This is a genomic window from Pseudomonas sp. SG20052 (genome assembly GCF_031766055.1).
Taxonomy (GTDB): Bacteria; Pseudomonadota; Gammaproteobacteria; order Pseudomonadales; family Pseudomonadaceae; genus Aquipseudomonas; species Aquipseudomonas mandelii.
In genome coordinates this window covers 1,587,542-1,600,613 of sequence record NZ_CP134498.1, presented here as the reverse complement: position 1 = coordinate 1,600,613, position 13,072 = coordinate 1,587,542, and the positions used below count along the sequence as shown (strand labels likewise).

The following is a 13,072-nucleotide window of genomic DNA, read 5'->3' as shown; positions in this document are numbered from 1 at the left end:
TGGAGTAACCGTCCCATGCCGACCTCGTCCCCCGCTTTTGCACACCTGTTCGAACCCTTGCAGCTGCGTGGCAAACGCCTGAAGAACCGCATCATGTCCAGCGGTCACGACACCTCGATGCCCACCAACAACCTGGTCAACGAGCAACTGATCGCTTACCACACCGCTCGGGCCGAAGGTGGCGTCGGGCTGATCGTGTTGCAAGTGGCCGGGGTGCATGACAGCGCGCGGTACACCTCCCATGTGCTGATGGCCACTGACGACGCTTGCATCGAGGGCTATCGGACGATCGCTGAACGTTGCCATGCGCACGGCACCGTGGTGCTGTCGCAGATCTTCCATCCAGGTCGGGAAATCATGGAGTCAAGCGATGGCTTGCTGGCCGTCGCCTACTCGCCGTCAGCGGTGCCCAACGAGCGTTTCCGGGTGATGCCGCGTGCGCTGGATCAAGCGATGATCGACGAGATCGTCGCCGGTTATGGCGCCGCTGCCCGACGTCTGTACCAGGCCAGAATCGACGGTGTGGAAGTGGTCGCCAGCCATGGCTACCTGCCGGCGCAATTCCTCAACCCCAGGGTCAACCGTCGCACCGATGGCTATAACGGCGAGCTGGAACAGCGCCTGCGTTTCCTGCGGGAAGTGATCGCGGCGGTGCGCGCCAACACCGATGAACACTTCATCGTCGGCCTGCGCATTTCCGCCGATGAACGCGATCCCGAGGGGCTGACCGAGGACGAATCCCTGGCCGCCGTGCAATCCCTGCAACCGATTCTGGACTACGTGCACATCGTCGCCGGCACCTCGGCGTCTTTAGGCGGCGCCGTGCACATCGTGCCGCCGATGGCGATCGAAGCCGCGTACCTGGCCAAGGAAGCCGGAACGTTCAAGGCCGGGTTGTCGATTCCACTGTTCGTCACCGGGCGCATCAACCAGCCGCAAGAAGCCGAATTGATTCTGGCTCGTGGCCAAGCCGACGTCTGCGGCATGACCCGCGCCCTGATCTGCGACCCGCAAATGCCCAACAAAACTGACACTGGCCATGTCGAAGACGTGCGCGCCTGCATCGCCTGCAACCAGGCGTGCATCGGCCACTTCCACAAAGGCCTGCCGATTTCCTGCATCCAGCACCCGGAAACCGGGCGTGAACTGATCTTCGGCCAGCGACAACCAGCCGCCCAACGCAAGCGCATCATGATCGCCGGCGGCGGACCGGCCGGGATGAAAGCCGCCGCCGTGGCCGCCCAGCGCGGCCATGACGTGACCCTCTACGAAGCCTGCTCGCAACTCGGCGGCCAGGTCTTGCTGGCGCAACTGCTGCCCCGGCGTGCCGAATTCGGCGGCGCCAGCACCAACCTGCAACGCGAAATGGAGCTGGCCGGGGTGCGCGTTGTGCGCAATACCCGCGTGGACCGGGCGCTGGTCGAACGCGAGCGGCCGGACATGGTGATCGTTGCTACCGGCGCCGAACCGTATTGGCCGGACTTCGAGCGAGGCGGCGAACTGCAGGTCGTAGACGCCTGGCAAGTGCTGCGCGAGGAGGTGCAAATCGGTCGTTCCGTGGTGGTCGTCGATTGGCGCGCCGACTGGATCGGCCCCGGCATCGCCGAACGTCTGGTACGCGCCGGGCACCAGGTGCAACTCGCCGTCAACGGTACCCATTGCGGGGAAAACCTGCCGCTGTACGTGCGCGATCAACTGGCCGGCGAACTGCACAAACTCGGCATCCCGATCACCCCCTACGCCCGCCTCTACGGCTGCGACGACAACACCGTCTACCTGCAACACACCGCCAGCGGCGAACCGATGCTCTTCGAAAACATCGACACACTGGTGCTCTGCCAGGGCCATCAACCCGTCGATACCCTCGGCGCCGAACTGCAAGGCCTGGTGGAATTTCGTCGCATCGGCGACTGCCTCGCCCCGCGCACCGCCGAAGAAGCCATCTACGAAGGTTTGAAAGTCGCCTGGGCGCTTTGAGGCTGTTTTATACTCCGGGGCTTTTACACACCCCGGTTTGGAGCACGCCATGAGCAACAGCAGCAAGATGCCGCCTGCCAGCAGCGCGCCCACACAGGACAGCGCCACGGCAGAACCGCATTTTCTCGGCACACGGATTCGTGGGTTGCGTAAACGTCGGGGCATGACCCTGGCGGAACTGGCGCAGATGAGCGAGCTGACGGCGGGGTATATCAGCCAGCTGGAACGGAATCTGGCTTATCCGTCGATTCCTGCGCTGTTCAATATCGCGCGTAGTTTGGGTGTGACCATCCAATGGTTCTTTGCCAGCGAGGGCACTACAGCGCCTGAAGACAACGGCGTTGTGGTGCGCAAGAACACTCGGATGAGCGTGCATTATGAGGACGGGATTGTGGATCAGCTGCTGACGCCGCAGCCGAATCGGCAGTTGGAAATGCTGCACTCACGGTTTCCACCCGGGACTTACAGTCAGCAGAGTTACAGCCATGAAGGGGAAGAGGCTGGGTATTTGCTGTCGGGGAGTTTTGAGCTGTGGGTGGGGGAGCGTTATTTCCAGCTGAATGAAGGGGACAGTTTCAGCTTTTCGAGCCAGGAGCCGCATCGGTATGGCAATCCTGGTGAGGTAGACGCGGTGGTGATCTGGGTGATTACGCCGCCTTCGTTTTGAGGGGCTGGCGACCTCAGAGCGGAGACAAAATCAGGGTGTCGGCAAATTGCACGAAAAAACCGGCGTTTAGCCGGTTTTTCTTTTTACTCACTCATTTACAACCAACCGAACCCTTTTCCCATCATGGCTGCCAAGCCCAGCGCCGTGGTGATCAACGCGCCGAACAGTAAACGAAAATCCGTTCGAGCGTCTTTGCGGTGCTCCCGAAAATCCGTTCTAGCCTCTTGACGGTGCTCACGAAACTCCACGCGAAGGTCACCAATGTCACGTCGGACGTATTCGATATGCGTCTCAAGTTTAGATACTCGCGGTTCCAATGGGTTTTCTCCTGGAGGACCTGATGGTCTTCGTCCATTCTCGTCAGTGCCACTTCTTTTGTTGCTCGGGAAGCGGTCGGGGTAATGCTCATCAAGGTTTACCAGCACAAAAGGTTCACTCATCGCAGACCTCCAGCGCTACGGTTTTGCTGCTGTCTTCGACGACGATATCTGCCAGCACATTGAGCGAATGCAGGCGAATAAATCCGCAGTATTTGCAATTAAGCATCACCGCCTGCGTGCCGGAGCGGAAATACTCTTTGCCACACGCCCAAGGCAACCCGACACCCGTCGCCCCGGCCTGGAGTGGTAACTCCCACTCATCATGCTCACAGAACGGGCACCCGGTATTCTTTATTCGCGCTTTGAAAATGTTGGCCAACCGCCCGGTATCCAGATGAAGATCCCCAGGCATTGGCTTGCCTCGTGACACCCCGGTCTGATCATTACTCTGAAAACCATCTTCACTGCTGCTGTACATCGCTACCTCCTCCTTGAGGGAATAAATCATCGATTAACCGATCAACCAGAAGATGGTGCGTAACGTCCAGCCACCTGCTCGACCGCGAAGTCATTACGGATGCCTTCGCTGAAAAACGAATATACCTTCGATCAATCTCGGACGTATCCGCGTGCGAAGTAGGACGATTCTCTCGTTTGTGTCAGCCCGGAATTACGCCTGTGAGATCCGTCCACGGGCTCTTGCGAAAGCTGCCAGCGCAAGGTCACAGGTTTCTCTGATGAGTGGGGTCTTCGGTTGAAAAGGTCAGTGGCCGTTCCGGCATTGCACCGGTATTGCCTTCAGGTTCTGCTTGAGGTCTGGAAATGATCGGGGCCACCAGTCGCAACACACCCCTCTCAATCAATGAGAGAAGTCCAAAAGTAATGAAGCCAAAAATCAGCCCGACAACCAAAATACTCAATGGATGAATTTGCACGGCGTCGGAGCTGTCCAGCATGTAGAGAAAAGCCTGAACAGCGACGGCCACACAGGCCGCCAGGGCTGCAATCAGCTTGATAATCAACCAAAGCCGCCGCCATCTGTTCATGCTCTTCCCCGCTATCCGGTGATTTCGCTCTTTATTGCATGATAGCTAATGAGCGGGATGCGCCTTTTTTTCTCGCTTGGTAGGGCTTCGCTTCTTTGTCAGAGTGGGGTCGGTACCAGAATATCCGGGTGACTCTCGCTGAAGTTGTAGGCAAACTCCGAGAGTTGTGTAAGGAAGCGCGTTACTGTGCATTTCAGCAAGCTACCGCCTTGTTGCCCCTATCTTTGTCGGGATACTCTCCAGACGTCGCTGCACATTCAGCGATCGGGCGTGAGACCCCGGGGACAATCAAGGCGCAAAGCGCCACAGAACCTATGCGGCGTTTTTTTTCGTCAGCGAATCGGTTTTATGGCGGCTGTGCGTGGGAGGCTTTCGGGCCTACCGGTTACCTTGATTGCCGGGTCTCACACCACGCACGGCTGCCACCCCGCTTTTGAGACAGCGAAGTGGCAGTTCTTCTAATCAAGGGAACTGATAATGAACAAGCTAAATCCATTCGAAATAAAGCCTCTCACGCACCTGCCTTCTGCGCGGCGCTGTTCGTCACCTATTCACCTTTGCGTCTATGGAGGTGATCAATGAGCGAACCAACAGAAGCAAAAACCATCGGCTTCACCCCCATCTACTGCTCAGGAAAAGCGATGTTCCACGTCAGCGCTGGAGTCCCTGTGAGTGATGCATTGGCACAGGCCTCTGATTTTCTGTTCCTGGCCAAGGCGTTCACGGAAGACGCCGCCTACGTAAGAGACACCGACCGTCATGCCTGGGCCGCGCACTATTTAACGGCGATGGGCAAAGCGCTGCTTGATGATGTGGTGAAGGCGGTAACACCCAGACCTGATCGGAAGGACAAGAAAGCCGCAAAATAGCGGCCAGCCATCCTGAGTAATCACACCAATGTATCGGCGCGTTCACGGTTTAAAATGCCCTGACCGAGGCATTGGAAACAAAAAAGCCCCGTAACTTTTCAGCTACGGGGCTTTTTTTATGTAATGGCGGAGAGATAGGGATTCGAACCCTAGGTACCGGTGAAGGTACAACGGATTTCGAATCCGTCCCATTCGGCCACTCTGGCATCTCTCCAACGGCGCGCATCATAACAACACTTTCGCCGGAAGCGAACCCCCTAAGCGAAATTTTTCCGTGCTATCAGATGCTTGCGTCGATTAAAGCGGTACGCCCAGACGATTGGCGACTTCTTCGTAGGCTTCGATGACATCACCGAGGCCCTGGCGGAAGCGGTCTTTGTCCATTTTCTTGCCGGTGGCCTTGTCCCACAGGCGGCAGCCGTCCGGGCTGAATTCGTCGCCCAGGACGATAGAGCCGTCGGAGAACACGCCGAATTCGAGTTTGAAGTCGACCAGCAGTAAGCCGGCGTCGTCGAACAGTTTGCTCAGGACTTCGTTCACCTTGAGCGACAGTTCTTTCATGCGAACCAGTTGCTCGGCGGTGCCCCAACCGAAGGCCACGACATGGGATTCGTTGATGAACGGGTCGCCCTTGGCGTCGTCCTTCAGGAACAGTTCGAAGGTGTAAGGGTTGAGCTTCATGCCTTCTTCGACGCCCAGGCGCTTGACCAGGCTGCCGGCGGCGTAGTTACGCACGACGCACTCGACCGGGATCATGTCGAGCTTCTTCACCAGGCATTCGTTGTCGCCCAGCAGTTTGTCGAACTGGGTCGGCACGCCGGCGGCTTCGAGTTTCTGCATGATGAAGGCGTTGAACTTGTTGTTCACCATGCCTTTGCGGTCGAGCTGCTCGATGCGCTTGCCGTCGAACGCCGAGGTGTCGTTGCGAAACAGCAGGATCAAGCGGTCAGCGTCGTCGGTCTTGAAAACCGATTTGGCTTTGCCGCGGTAGAGTTCTTCACGTTTTTCCATGATGGGCTCCGCTTGCTAAGTAGGTGGGCTAGGCGATGTGTCGCCAGTCGAGCCCTGAATCTTGATCGGCCAGTTGCAGCCAGTCCGGGTCGCACCCGAGGGTGTCGACAAAACATTGCCGGGCCAGCTGCGGCAGGTTGTTCTTGCTGCTCAGATGGGCCAGGACCAGGTGTTGCAGGCCTTGCCAGCCCAACTCAGACACCAGGAATGCCGCCTGGTGGTTGTTCAGATGTCCCAGTTCACCGCCCACCCGCTGCTTCAGGAAGTACGGGTAGTGACCGCGAGCGAGCATGTCACGGCAATGGTTGGACTCGATCATCAGCGCATCGAGGTCCCGATAGCCGTCCAGCACCTTGTTGCAATACGAGCCCAGGTCGGTCAGCAGGCCAAAGCGCCGCTCACCATCGCTGAAAACGTACTGCGTCGGTTCCTGTGCATCGTGGGCCACGGCAATGACGTCGATGCTCAGTGCGCCGATCTGCAGTTGCTCGCCGCCAGCCAGAAGGCCAGCCGGTTCAATCGGTTTGCGCATCCCGCGCTGGGTCCCGCGACTGAGGTAGACAGGCAGATTGTAGCGCCGAGACAGCAAACCCACGCCATGCACGTGGTCGGCATGTTCGTGGGTCACGAGTATCGCGCTCAACTGCGCAGGGTTCACACCCAGGCGCAGCAGGCGTTTTTCGGTTTCCCGCAAGGAGAAACCACAATCCACCAGCACATACGTATCAGCGCTGGCTATCAGCGTGCCGTTCCCTTGGCTACCGCTGCCGAGAACGGCAAAACGCATGTGATCAGCCCAGGTTGTCCTGAATCACGCTCAACACTTTGCGCGCCACTTCTGCCGGCGCCACGGTGTTGATGTTTTTCTCGACGGTGACCTGGACGTTCTCGCCTACCTTGCTCAGGCGAACCTGATAACGCTCGGCACGGGCTTCAACTTCTTCCTTGCTCGGCGCGCTGCCGAACAGGCTGCTGAAGAAGCCAGGCTTCTCGTCTTTCTTCTCGGCTTTTTCGGAGAGATTGATGTAGTACAGGCCCAGGCTGCGGTTGATGTCTTCAACGCGCCATTCGCCCTGTTCCAGCGCACGACCAACGCTCGACCAGGCACGATCCAGGTCATTGCCGACGTTCAGAACCGGGTTGCCGCTGCCGTCTTCGCTCAGGCTGACACGACTCGGCGTATCGAAATCACGCGAAGCCAGCATGGAAACCGAACCGCCCTTCTCCGAGATGCGGCTCATGCTCGCGAGCATGTCGTCGACCAGTGCCGCGTCCAGGCCAGTGTTGACCGAACGGTTGGTGAAGGCCACGTCGGCGGTGCTGCCGGCAGGACGCTCGGCGCTGACCACGTAGATTTCGCTGGTGTTGCGCTGAACGCCCGGCTCGATACGCACTCGAACGCGGGTTTCGCTGTCGGTGCTGACGCCAGCGGAACTCAGGCGCTTGGCCATCGCTGCCGACAGTTCGTCGGAACGCTGCCAGGTGGTGGTGAATTCACCGGTTTGCGGCTTCTGTTCGTCCAGACGGAAACCGTTGTCCTGGAAGAACTGTATCGCCACTGGCCAGGCTTCGGCAGGTGGATTCTGGGCCAGGATCGAGCGCGAATCACCGCTCTTCTGCAGCGAGTAGGCGCTGGCGTCAGCCGATGCCGTCAGTGGCTGCGGACGCGGCACGATGTATTCGCCTTTGGCGGTGTCATCAGCCACGTTGCGCGGGATCGGCAGCAGCGGATCCAGACGCTTGGCGGTGCTGACATCCGTTGGCAGTTGCATAGGTGCAGTCTGTTGCGCTTCCAGGTAATCGCTACCACGGTCACGGAAATAACCTTCCGGGCCCCAGACCCATCCACAGCCACTGGTGCTGGAGATAATCAAGGCAAGTGCGGAAAGTCCGGCCAATCGCTTCATGCGTAGTGCTTCCTCAATTAAACCAGTACGCCGGACTGGCGCATGGCCTGCCGCAGCGGTTCGTGACAGGCAGCACTGAGCCAGGTGAGCGGCAGACGAATACCGTCCGGCATCAGGCCCATTTCATGCAGCGCCCATTTCACGGGGATAGGGTTGGATTCGATAAACAGGGTTTTATTGAGCGGCATCAGCTTTTCGTGAATCGCGCGGGCCGTGACGGCGTCGCCTTTCAGGGCAGCGTTGCACAGGTCGCTCATGTCGCGCGGGGCGACGTTGGCGGTGACCGAGATGTTGCCTTTGCCGCCGAGCAGGATCAGCTCGACTGCGGTGGCGTCGTCACCGGACAGCACCAGGAAGTCTTTGCTGACGCCGTCGATGATGGCTTTGGCGCGGGCCAGGTCGCCGGTGGCTTCCTTGATGCCGATAATGTTTTTCACGGTCGACAGGCGGATCACGGTTTCGGTCAGCATGTCGCAGGCGGTACGGCCCGGCACGTTGTACAGGATCTGCGGGATGTCGACGGCTTCGGCGATGGCCTTGAAGTGCTGGTACAAGCCTTCCTGGGTCGGCTTGTTGTAGTACGGCGTCACCAGCAGGCAAGCATCGGCGCCGGCGGTCTTCGCATTGGTGGTCAGCTCGATGGCTTCGCGCGTCGAGTTGGCGCCGGTACCGGCGATCACCGGAATGCGCCCTGCCACCTGCTTCACCACGTAACGAATCACTTCGATGTGCTCGTTTACGTCAAGGGTGGCCGATTCACCTGTAGTGCCGACGGCCACGATCGCGTGGGTGCCGTTCTGCAGGTGAAAGTCCACCAGTTTGCTCAGGCTGTCCCAGTCGAGACGACCTTGTGCATCCATGGGTGTGACCAGTGCCACCATACTGCCCGCAATCATGCAACCGCTCCTGCCGGAAAAAGAGAGCGGTAATGGTACTGGCGCCAAGATGCTTGTACAAGCAAAGTACTGCGCTGCTGCCATTCCCCTTGGCGCTGCTTTTCGCTACCCTTCAGGCTTTGATCGGTACTGATAAGCTCGCACGTCGGGTTTGAGCCTCCATTTTCGGCATCACAAGCCCCGATCCAGCGTTGCCACCCCTCGCTCCTGCCTTGATGGAGCACGTTGCAACCTTCGGCCCGGGTTTTTTGAATTCGCATCCGCAGGCTCGCCCCCGGTAGTAAAAGCCCGTAAAAGTATCGACCGCTCATCGCTTTAGGAATGCTGCATGTCCACCCCCACAGTTCGCGAACAATTCCTTGTCATCAGTGCCCTCGGCGCCAACCCCATGGAGCTGACTAACGTCCTGTGCCGCGCCAGCCATGAAAACCGCTGCGCCGTGGTCACTTCTCGCCTGACCCGTCATGGCGAGTGCAGCGCGTTGATCCTCGAAATCTCCGGCAGCTGGGACGCCCTGGCGCGCCTTGAAGGCAGCCTGCCGGGCCTCGCCAAGAAGCATGCATTCACCGTTAACGTGGTGCGCAGCGCGGCGCTGGAGAATCGTCCTCAGGCTTTGCCTTACGTCGCTTATGTCAGCTCGGCCTATCGCTCGGACATCATCAACGAGCTGTGCCAGTTCTTCATGGACCACAACGTCGAGCTGGAAAACCTGACCTGCGACACGTATCAGGCGCCGCAAACCGGCGGCACCATGCTCAACGCCACGTTTACCGTGACCTTGCCGGCCGGCGTGCAGATCAGCTGGTTGCGCGATCAGTTCCTGGATTTCGCCGACGCGCTGAACCTGGATGCACTGATCGAACCGTGGCGCCCACAAAACCCAATGTAAGGAAGCTTTCATGGCCGTTGCCATCGACCAACCGGTTGCCGACTTCGAAGCACCCGCCACCAATGGACAGACCGTCAGCCTCGCGGGCCTTAAAGGCAAGCAGGTGGTGATCTACTTCTATCCGAAGGACAGCACGCCGGGCTGCACCACTCAGGGCCAGGGCTTTCGCGATCAGCTTGACGCCTTTAAAGCGGCAAACACCGAAGTCTTCGGTGTTTCGCGTGACAGCCTGAAATCCCACGAGAACTTCAAGGCCAAGCAAGCGTTCACCTTCGAGCTGATCAGCGACAAGGAAGAAGCGCTCTGCCAGCTGTTTGATGTGATCAAGCTGAAGAAGCTGTATGGCAAGGAATACATGGGCGTTGATCGCAGCACATTCCTGATTGATAAGGACGGAGTGCTGCGTCAGGAATGGCGCGGTGTGAAGGTGCCGGGGCATGTGGATGCGGTGTTGGCGGCTGCACAGGCGTTGAACAAGGCCTGAGTTTTGACGCTATCGCGAGCAGGCTCGCTCCCACGGTTGACCGAGTTGGCCAGCCTGACGCGATCCGATGTGGGACCGGGCCTGCTCGGGAGCCGCCACCTGCCCCACTGCCTCATCCCGGCTGACTGCTAAAGCAACGGCGCCACCACCGGCTCCTTGCGCGGCCAGGCATCCAGCACAGCCTTGAACAGCGTCGCCAGCGGAATCGCAAAGAACACCCCCCAGAACCCCCACAACCCGCCAAACAACAGCACCGCACAGATAATCGCCACCGGATGCAAATTCACCGCCTCCGAAAACAGCAGCGGCACCAGCACATTCCCGTCCAGCGTCTGGATAATCCCGTAGACCGCCATCAGGTAAATGAACTGATCGCTCCAGCCCCATTGGAACAGCGCGATCAGCATGACCGGCACCGTCACTACCACTGCGCCAACGTAAGGCACCACCACCGACACCCCCACCAGCAATGCCAGCAACGCCGCGTAGTTGAGCCCCAGTACGACGAACCCGATGTAGGTCACACCGCCGCAGATGAAAATCTCGATGACTTTGCCGCGGATGTAATTGGCGATCTGTCGGTTCATTTCATGGGCTACACGGGTGATCAATGCCCGTTCACGCGGCAGGTAGCCGCGCACCCACTGACCGATCATCTCGCGGTCCTTGAGAAAGAAGAACACCAGGATCGGCACCAGCACCAGGTAGATCATGATGTTCACCAGCAGAGGCAGACTCGACAGCGAGAACGTCAGTGCCCACTGACCGAACTTGCCGATCTCGCCCCGCGCCACCTCGATGGCCTGCAACACCTGCTCGTCCGACACAAGGTGTGGATAGCGCTCTGGCAGCAGTAACAGCAGCGATTGCCACTTGGCCAGCATCCCGGGCAGTTCGTTGAACAGCGTGATCAACTGATGCCAGAGCAACGGCACCACGACAATAATGAACACCAGCAAAACGCCCATGAACAAGGCGAAGACCAACCCCACCGCGACCCCACCGGGCATGCGCAGGCGTTCGAGGGTCACGACCAGGCCCTGCATCAGATACGCCAGCACCATCCCGGCCAACACCGGCGCAAGCATGCCGCCCAACGTCAGAACGGCGGTAAAGGCCAGAAACAGCAGCACCGCCAGCACCACGGCTTCTTCATCGGAAAAGTAGCGCTGAATCCAGTCGCGTAACACCTTGAACATCAATAATCCTTAGAAATGAACGCAGCAGGTTTCAGGCTTTTTTCAACCAGTAGCGGTAAACACCCGCCTCATCTTCTTCGCGAAGCAGCGTATGACCGGCCAATCGGGCAAAGGTGCGAAAGTCGCGCTGGGAACCCGCATCGGTGGCGATGACCTTGAGCACCGCGCCACTGGCCAGTCGATTCAGCTCCAGCTTGGCCTTGAGCAATGGCAGCGGGCAATTCAGGCCACTGGCATCCAGTTCGGCGTCATGGGTTACAGCATCGGTCATTACATCGCTCCGGGTCAGGTGGTGGAGTTGCCTAGAATATCTGGTCCCGGGCCAAGTGTCCGGCTACAGTAAGGTCTTTGTCGACTAAGGCTTTGTGCATGACTTTTTTGCGCCCTACCCTGCTGACGCTCGCTTGCCTGCTCGCCTCACCGGGCTTCGCCGACGACTTGCCGTCACTCGGCGACGCCAGTTCTGCCATTGTCTCGCCGCAACAGGAATATCAACTGGGCCGTGCGTGGCTCGCGCTGTTGCGCAGCCAGGTCTCGCAGCTCAACGATCCTCAGCTCAAGGATTACGTCGAATCCAGCGTTTACCGCCTGGTGGAAACCAGCCAGGTCAATGACCGGCGCCTGGAGTTCATCCTGATCAACAGCCCGCAGCTCAACGCCTTTGCGGCGCCGGGCGGTATTGTCGGGGTCAACGGCGGTCTGTTCCTCAATGCGCAGACCGAGGGCGAATACGCTTCGGTACTGGCGCACGAATTGGCTCACTTGTCGCAACGCCACTTTGCCCGAGGCGTGGAAGCCCAGCAGCGCATGCAAGTGCCGATGATGGCGGCTCTGTTGGCCGGGATCGTTATTGCAGCTGCCGGTGCCGGTGACGCCGGGATCGCGGCGATTGCGGGCACTCAGGCGGCGGCGATTCAGGAACAACGACGTTTCTCGCGCCAGAACGAACAGGAAGCCGACCGTATCGGCATCCTCAATCTGGAAAAGGCCGGTTATGACCCGCGATCGATGCCGACCATGTTCGAGCGGTTGATGCGTCAATACCGCTTTGACGCCAAGCCGCCGGAATTCCTGCTGACTCACCCGGTGACCGAATCGCGGATCGCCGACACCCGCAACCGCGCCGAACAGGCCAAAGCGGGCGGCGTCGAAGACACCATGCGCTATCAGCTGATTCGTGCACGCGTTCAGCTGGTCTATGAAGAAACCCCAGGCTTGGGCGCCAAGCGCTTTCGCGCGCAGCTCGACGAGAACCCGAAAAATGACGTCGCTCGTTATGGCCTGGCAATCGCCCAGATCAAGGGCGGCCAGTTGAATGAAGCCCGTGAGAACCTCAAGCTGCTGCTGGCCAAATCACCGAACGAAATCATCTACAACCTGGCGCAGGTCGACCTGGATATCACCAACAATCGCCTGCCCGATGCTCAAACACGGGTTGACCGGATGCTCACCCAGTACCCTGGCAACTATCCATTGAACCAGGTGCGTGTCGATCTGTTGCTGAAACAAAACCGCGCCGCCGATGCTGAAAAGGCGCTCGAAGGCCTGCTGAAATCGCGCCCGGACGATCCGGACGTGTGGTATCAGGTGGCCGAGACTCGCGGCCTGTCAGGCAACATCATCGGTCTGCATCAGGCTCGCGCGGAGTACTTCGCCCTGGTTGGCGACTATCGCCAGGCCATTCAGCAACTGGACTTCGCCAAGCGCAAGGCCGGCACCAACTTCCCGTTGTCGTCGCGTATCGACGCCCGGCAACGTGAGTTGATGGAGCAGGAACGTATGGTCAAGGACATGATGGGCTGACCTG

The 13,072-nt window shown here is 59.1% G+C and carries 15 protein-coding genes and 1 tRNA gene; 6 read left to right on the top strand and 10 right to left on the bottom strand.

Annotated features, from left to right (window positions below):
- The first annotated feature begins 15 nt into the window (after positions 1-15).
- Positions 16-1,977, top strand: a complete 1,962-nt coding sequence (locus RHP74_RS07240; RefSeq protein ID WP_311098595.1) for an FAD-dependent oxidoreductase — start codon at positions 16-18, stop codon at positions 1,975-1,977.
- A 67-nt stretch (positions 1,978-2,044) separates the two neighbouring features.
- On the top strand, positions 2,045-2,644 hold the full coding sequence (locus RHP74_RS07235; RefSeq protein ID WP_042932918.1) for a cupin domain-containing protein: 600 nt from the start codon (positions 2,045-2,047) through the stop codon (positions 2,642-2,644).
- 95 nt (positions 2,645-2,739) lie between these two features.
- On the opposite strand, the gene RHP74_RS07230 is transcribed toward RHP74_RS07235, so the two are convergent.
- The 3 genes from RHP74_RS07230 to RHP74_RS07220 form a co-directional block, all read right to left on the bottom strand.
- Positions 2,740-3,084, bottom strand: a complete 345-nt coding sequence (locus tag RHP74_RS07230; protein WP_197678981.1) for a hypothetical protein — start codon at positions 3,082-3,084, stop codon at positions 2,740-2,742.
- Positions 3,077-3,442 (bottom strand): hypothetical protein, encoded by a 366-nt coding sequence (locus RHP74_RS07225; RefSeq protein WP_145307379.1) that lies wholly within the window; start codon positions 3,440-3,442, stop codon positions 3,077-3,079. The genes RHP74_RS07230 and RHP74_RS07225 overlap by 8 nt, the downstream gene beginning before the upstream one ends.
- A 244-nt stretch (positions 3,443-3,686) precedes the next feature.
- The gene (locus RHP74_RS07220; protein ID WP_311098591.1) at positions 3,687-4,010 is read right to left on the bottom strand and encodes a hypothetical protein; all 324 of its coding nucleotides are present in this window, start codon (positions 4,008-4,010) and stop codon (positions 3,687-3,689) included.
- 578 nt (positions 4,011-4,588) lie between these two features.
- Here RHP74_RS07220 and RHP74_RS07215 point away from each other — a divergent pair.
- The gene (locus RHP74_RS07215; RefSeq protein WP_077750056.1) at positions 4,589-4,879 is read left to right on the top strand and encodes a DUF3077 domain-containing protein; all 291 of its coding nucleotides are present in this window, start codon (positions 4,589-4,591) and stop codon (positions 4,877-4,879) included.
- A 124-nt stretch (positions 4,880-5,003) separates the two neighbouring features.
- Here the strand turns inward: RHP74_RS07215 and RHP74_RS07210 are convergent.
- The 5 genes from RHP74_RS07210 to dapA all read right to left on the bottom strand — a co-directional run bounded on the left by RHP74_RS07210 (position 5,004) and on the right by dapA (position 8,693).
- Positions 5,004-5,093, bottom strand: a tRNA-Ser gene (locus RHP74_RS07210).
- Between the two features lie 83 nt (positions 5,094-5,176).
- Positions 5,177-5,890 (bottom strand): phosphoribosylaminoimidazolesuccinocarboxamide synthase, encoded by a 714-nt coding sequence (gene purC, locus RHP74_RS07205; protein ID WP_008034929.1) that lies wholly within the window; start codon positions 5,888-5,890, stop codon positions 5,177-5,179.
- Between the two features lie 28 nt (positions 5,891-5,918).
- A complete protein-coding gene (locus RHP74_RS07200; RefSeq protein WP_102594115.1) occupies positions 5,919-6,677 on the bottom strand; it encodes an MBL fold metallo-hydrolase in 759 nt (252 codons plus the stop codon).
- Positions 6,678-6,681: 4 nt separating this feature from the next.
- Positions 6,682-7,797, bottom strand: coding sequence for an outer membrane protein assembly factor BamC (bamC, locus tag RHP74_RS07195; RefSeq protein ID WP_077749619.1), 1,116 nt, complete (start codon positions 7,795-7,797; stop codon positions 6,682-6,684).
- 17 nt (positions 7,798-7,814) lie between these two features.
- Positions 7,815-8,693 (bottom strand): 4-hydroxy-tetrahydrodipicolinate synthase, encoded by an 879-nt coding sequence (dapA, locus tag RHP74_RS07190; RefSeq protein WP_010462253.1) that lies wholly within the window; start codon positions 8,691-8,693, stop codon positions 7,815-7,817.
- 328 nt (positions 8,694-9,021) lie between these two features.
- Between dapA and RHP74_RS07185 the strand changes: the two genes are divergently transcribed.
- Together RHP74_RS07185 and RHP74_RS07180 are read left to right on the top strand one after the other, a co-directional pair.
- Positions 9,022-9,582, top strand: coding sequence for a glycine cleavage system protein R (locus RHP74_RS07185; protein WP_010462255.1), 561 nt, complete (start codon positions 9,022-9,024; stop codon positions 9,580-9,582).
- A gap of 10 nt (positions 9,583-9,592) precedes the next feature.
- Positions 9,593-10,066 carry a peroxiredoxin gene (locus tag RHP74_RS07180; protein WP_010462257.1) on the top strand — a complete coding sequence of 158 codons (474 nt, stop codon included), beginning with the start codon at positions 9,593-9,595 and terminating at the stop codon, positions 10,064-10,066.
- Positions 10,067-10,194: 128 nt separating this feature from the next.
- Here the strand turns inward: RHP74_RS07180 and RHP74_RS07175 are convergent, their stop codons facing one another.
- On the bottom strand, positions 10,195-11,265 hold the full coding sequence (locus RHP74_RS07175) for an AI-2E family transporter (protein ID WP_010462259.1): 1,071 nt from the start codon (positions 11,263-11,265) through the stop codon (positions 10,195-10,197).
- 31 nt (positions 11,266-11,296) lie between these two features.
- On the bottom strand, positions 11,297-11,536 hold the full coding sequence (locus tag RHP74_RS07170; RefSeq protein ID WP_007898654.1) for a sulfurtransferase TusA family protein: 240 nt from the start codon (positions 11,534-11,536) through the stop codon (positions 11,297-11,299).
- 98 nt (positions 11,537-11,634) lie between these two features.
- Between RHP74_RS07170 and RHP74_RS07165 the strand changes: the two genes are divergently transcribed.
- Positions 11,635-13,068 (top strand): M48 family metalloprotease, encoded by a 1,434-nt coding sequence (locus tag RHP74_RS07165; RefSeq protein WP_010462262.1) that lies wholly within the window; start codon positions 11,635-11,637, stop codon positions 13,066-13,068.
- Positions 13,069-13,072 lie beyond the last annotated feature (4 nt).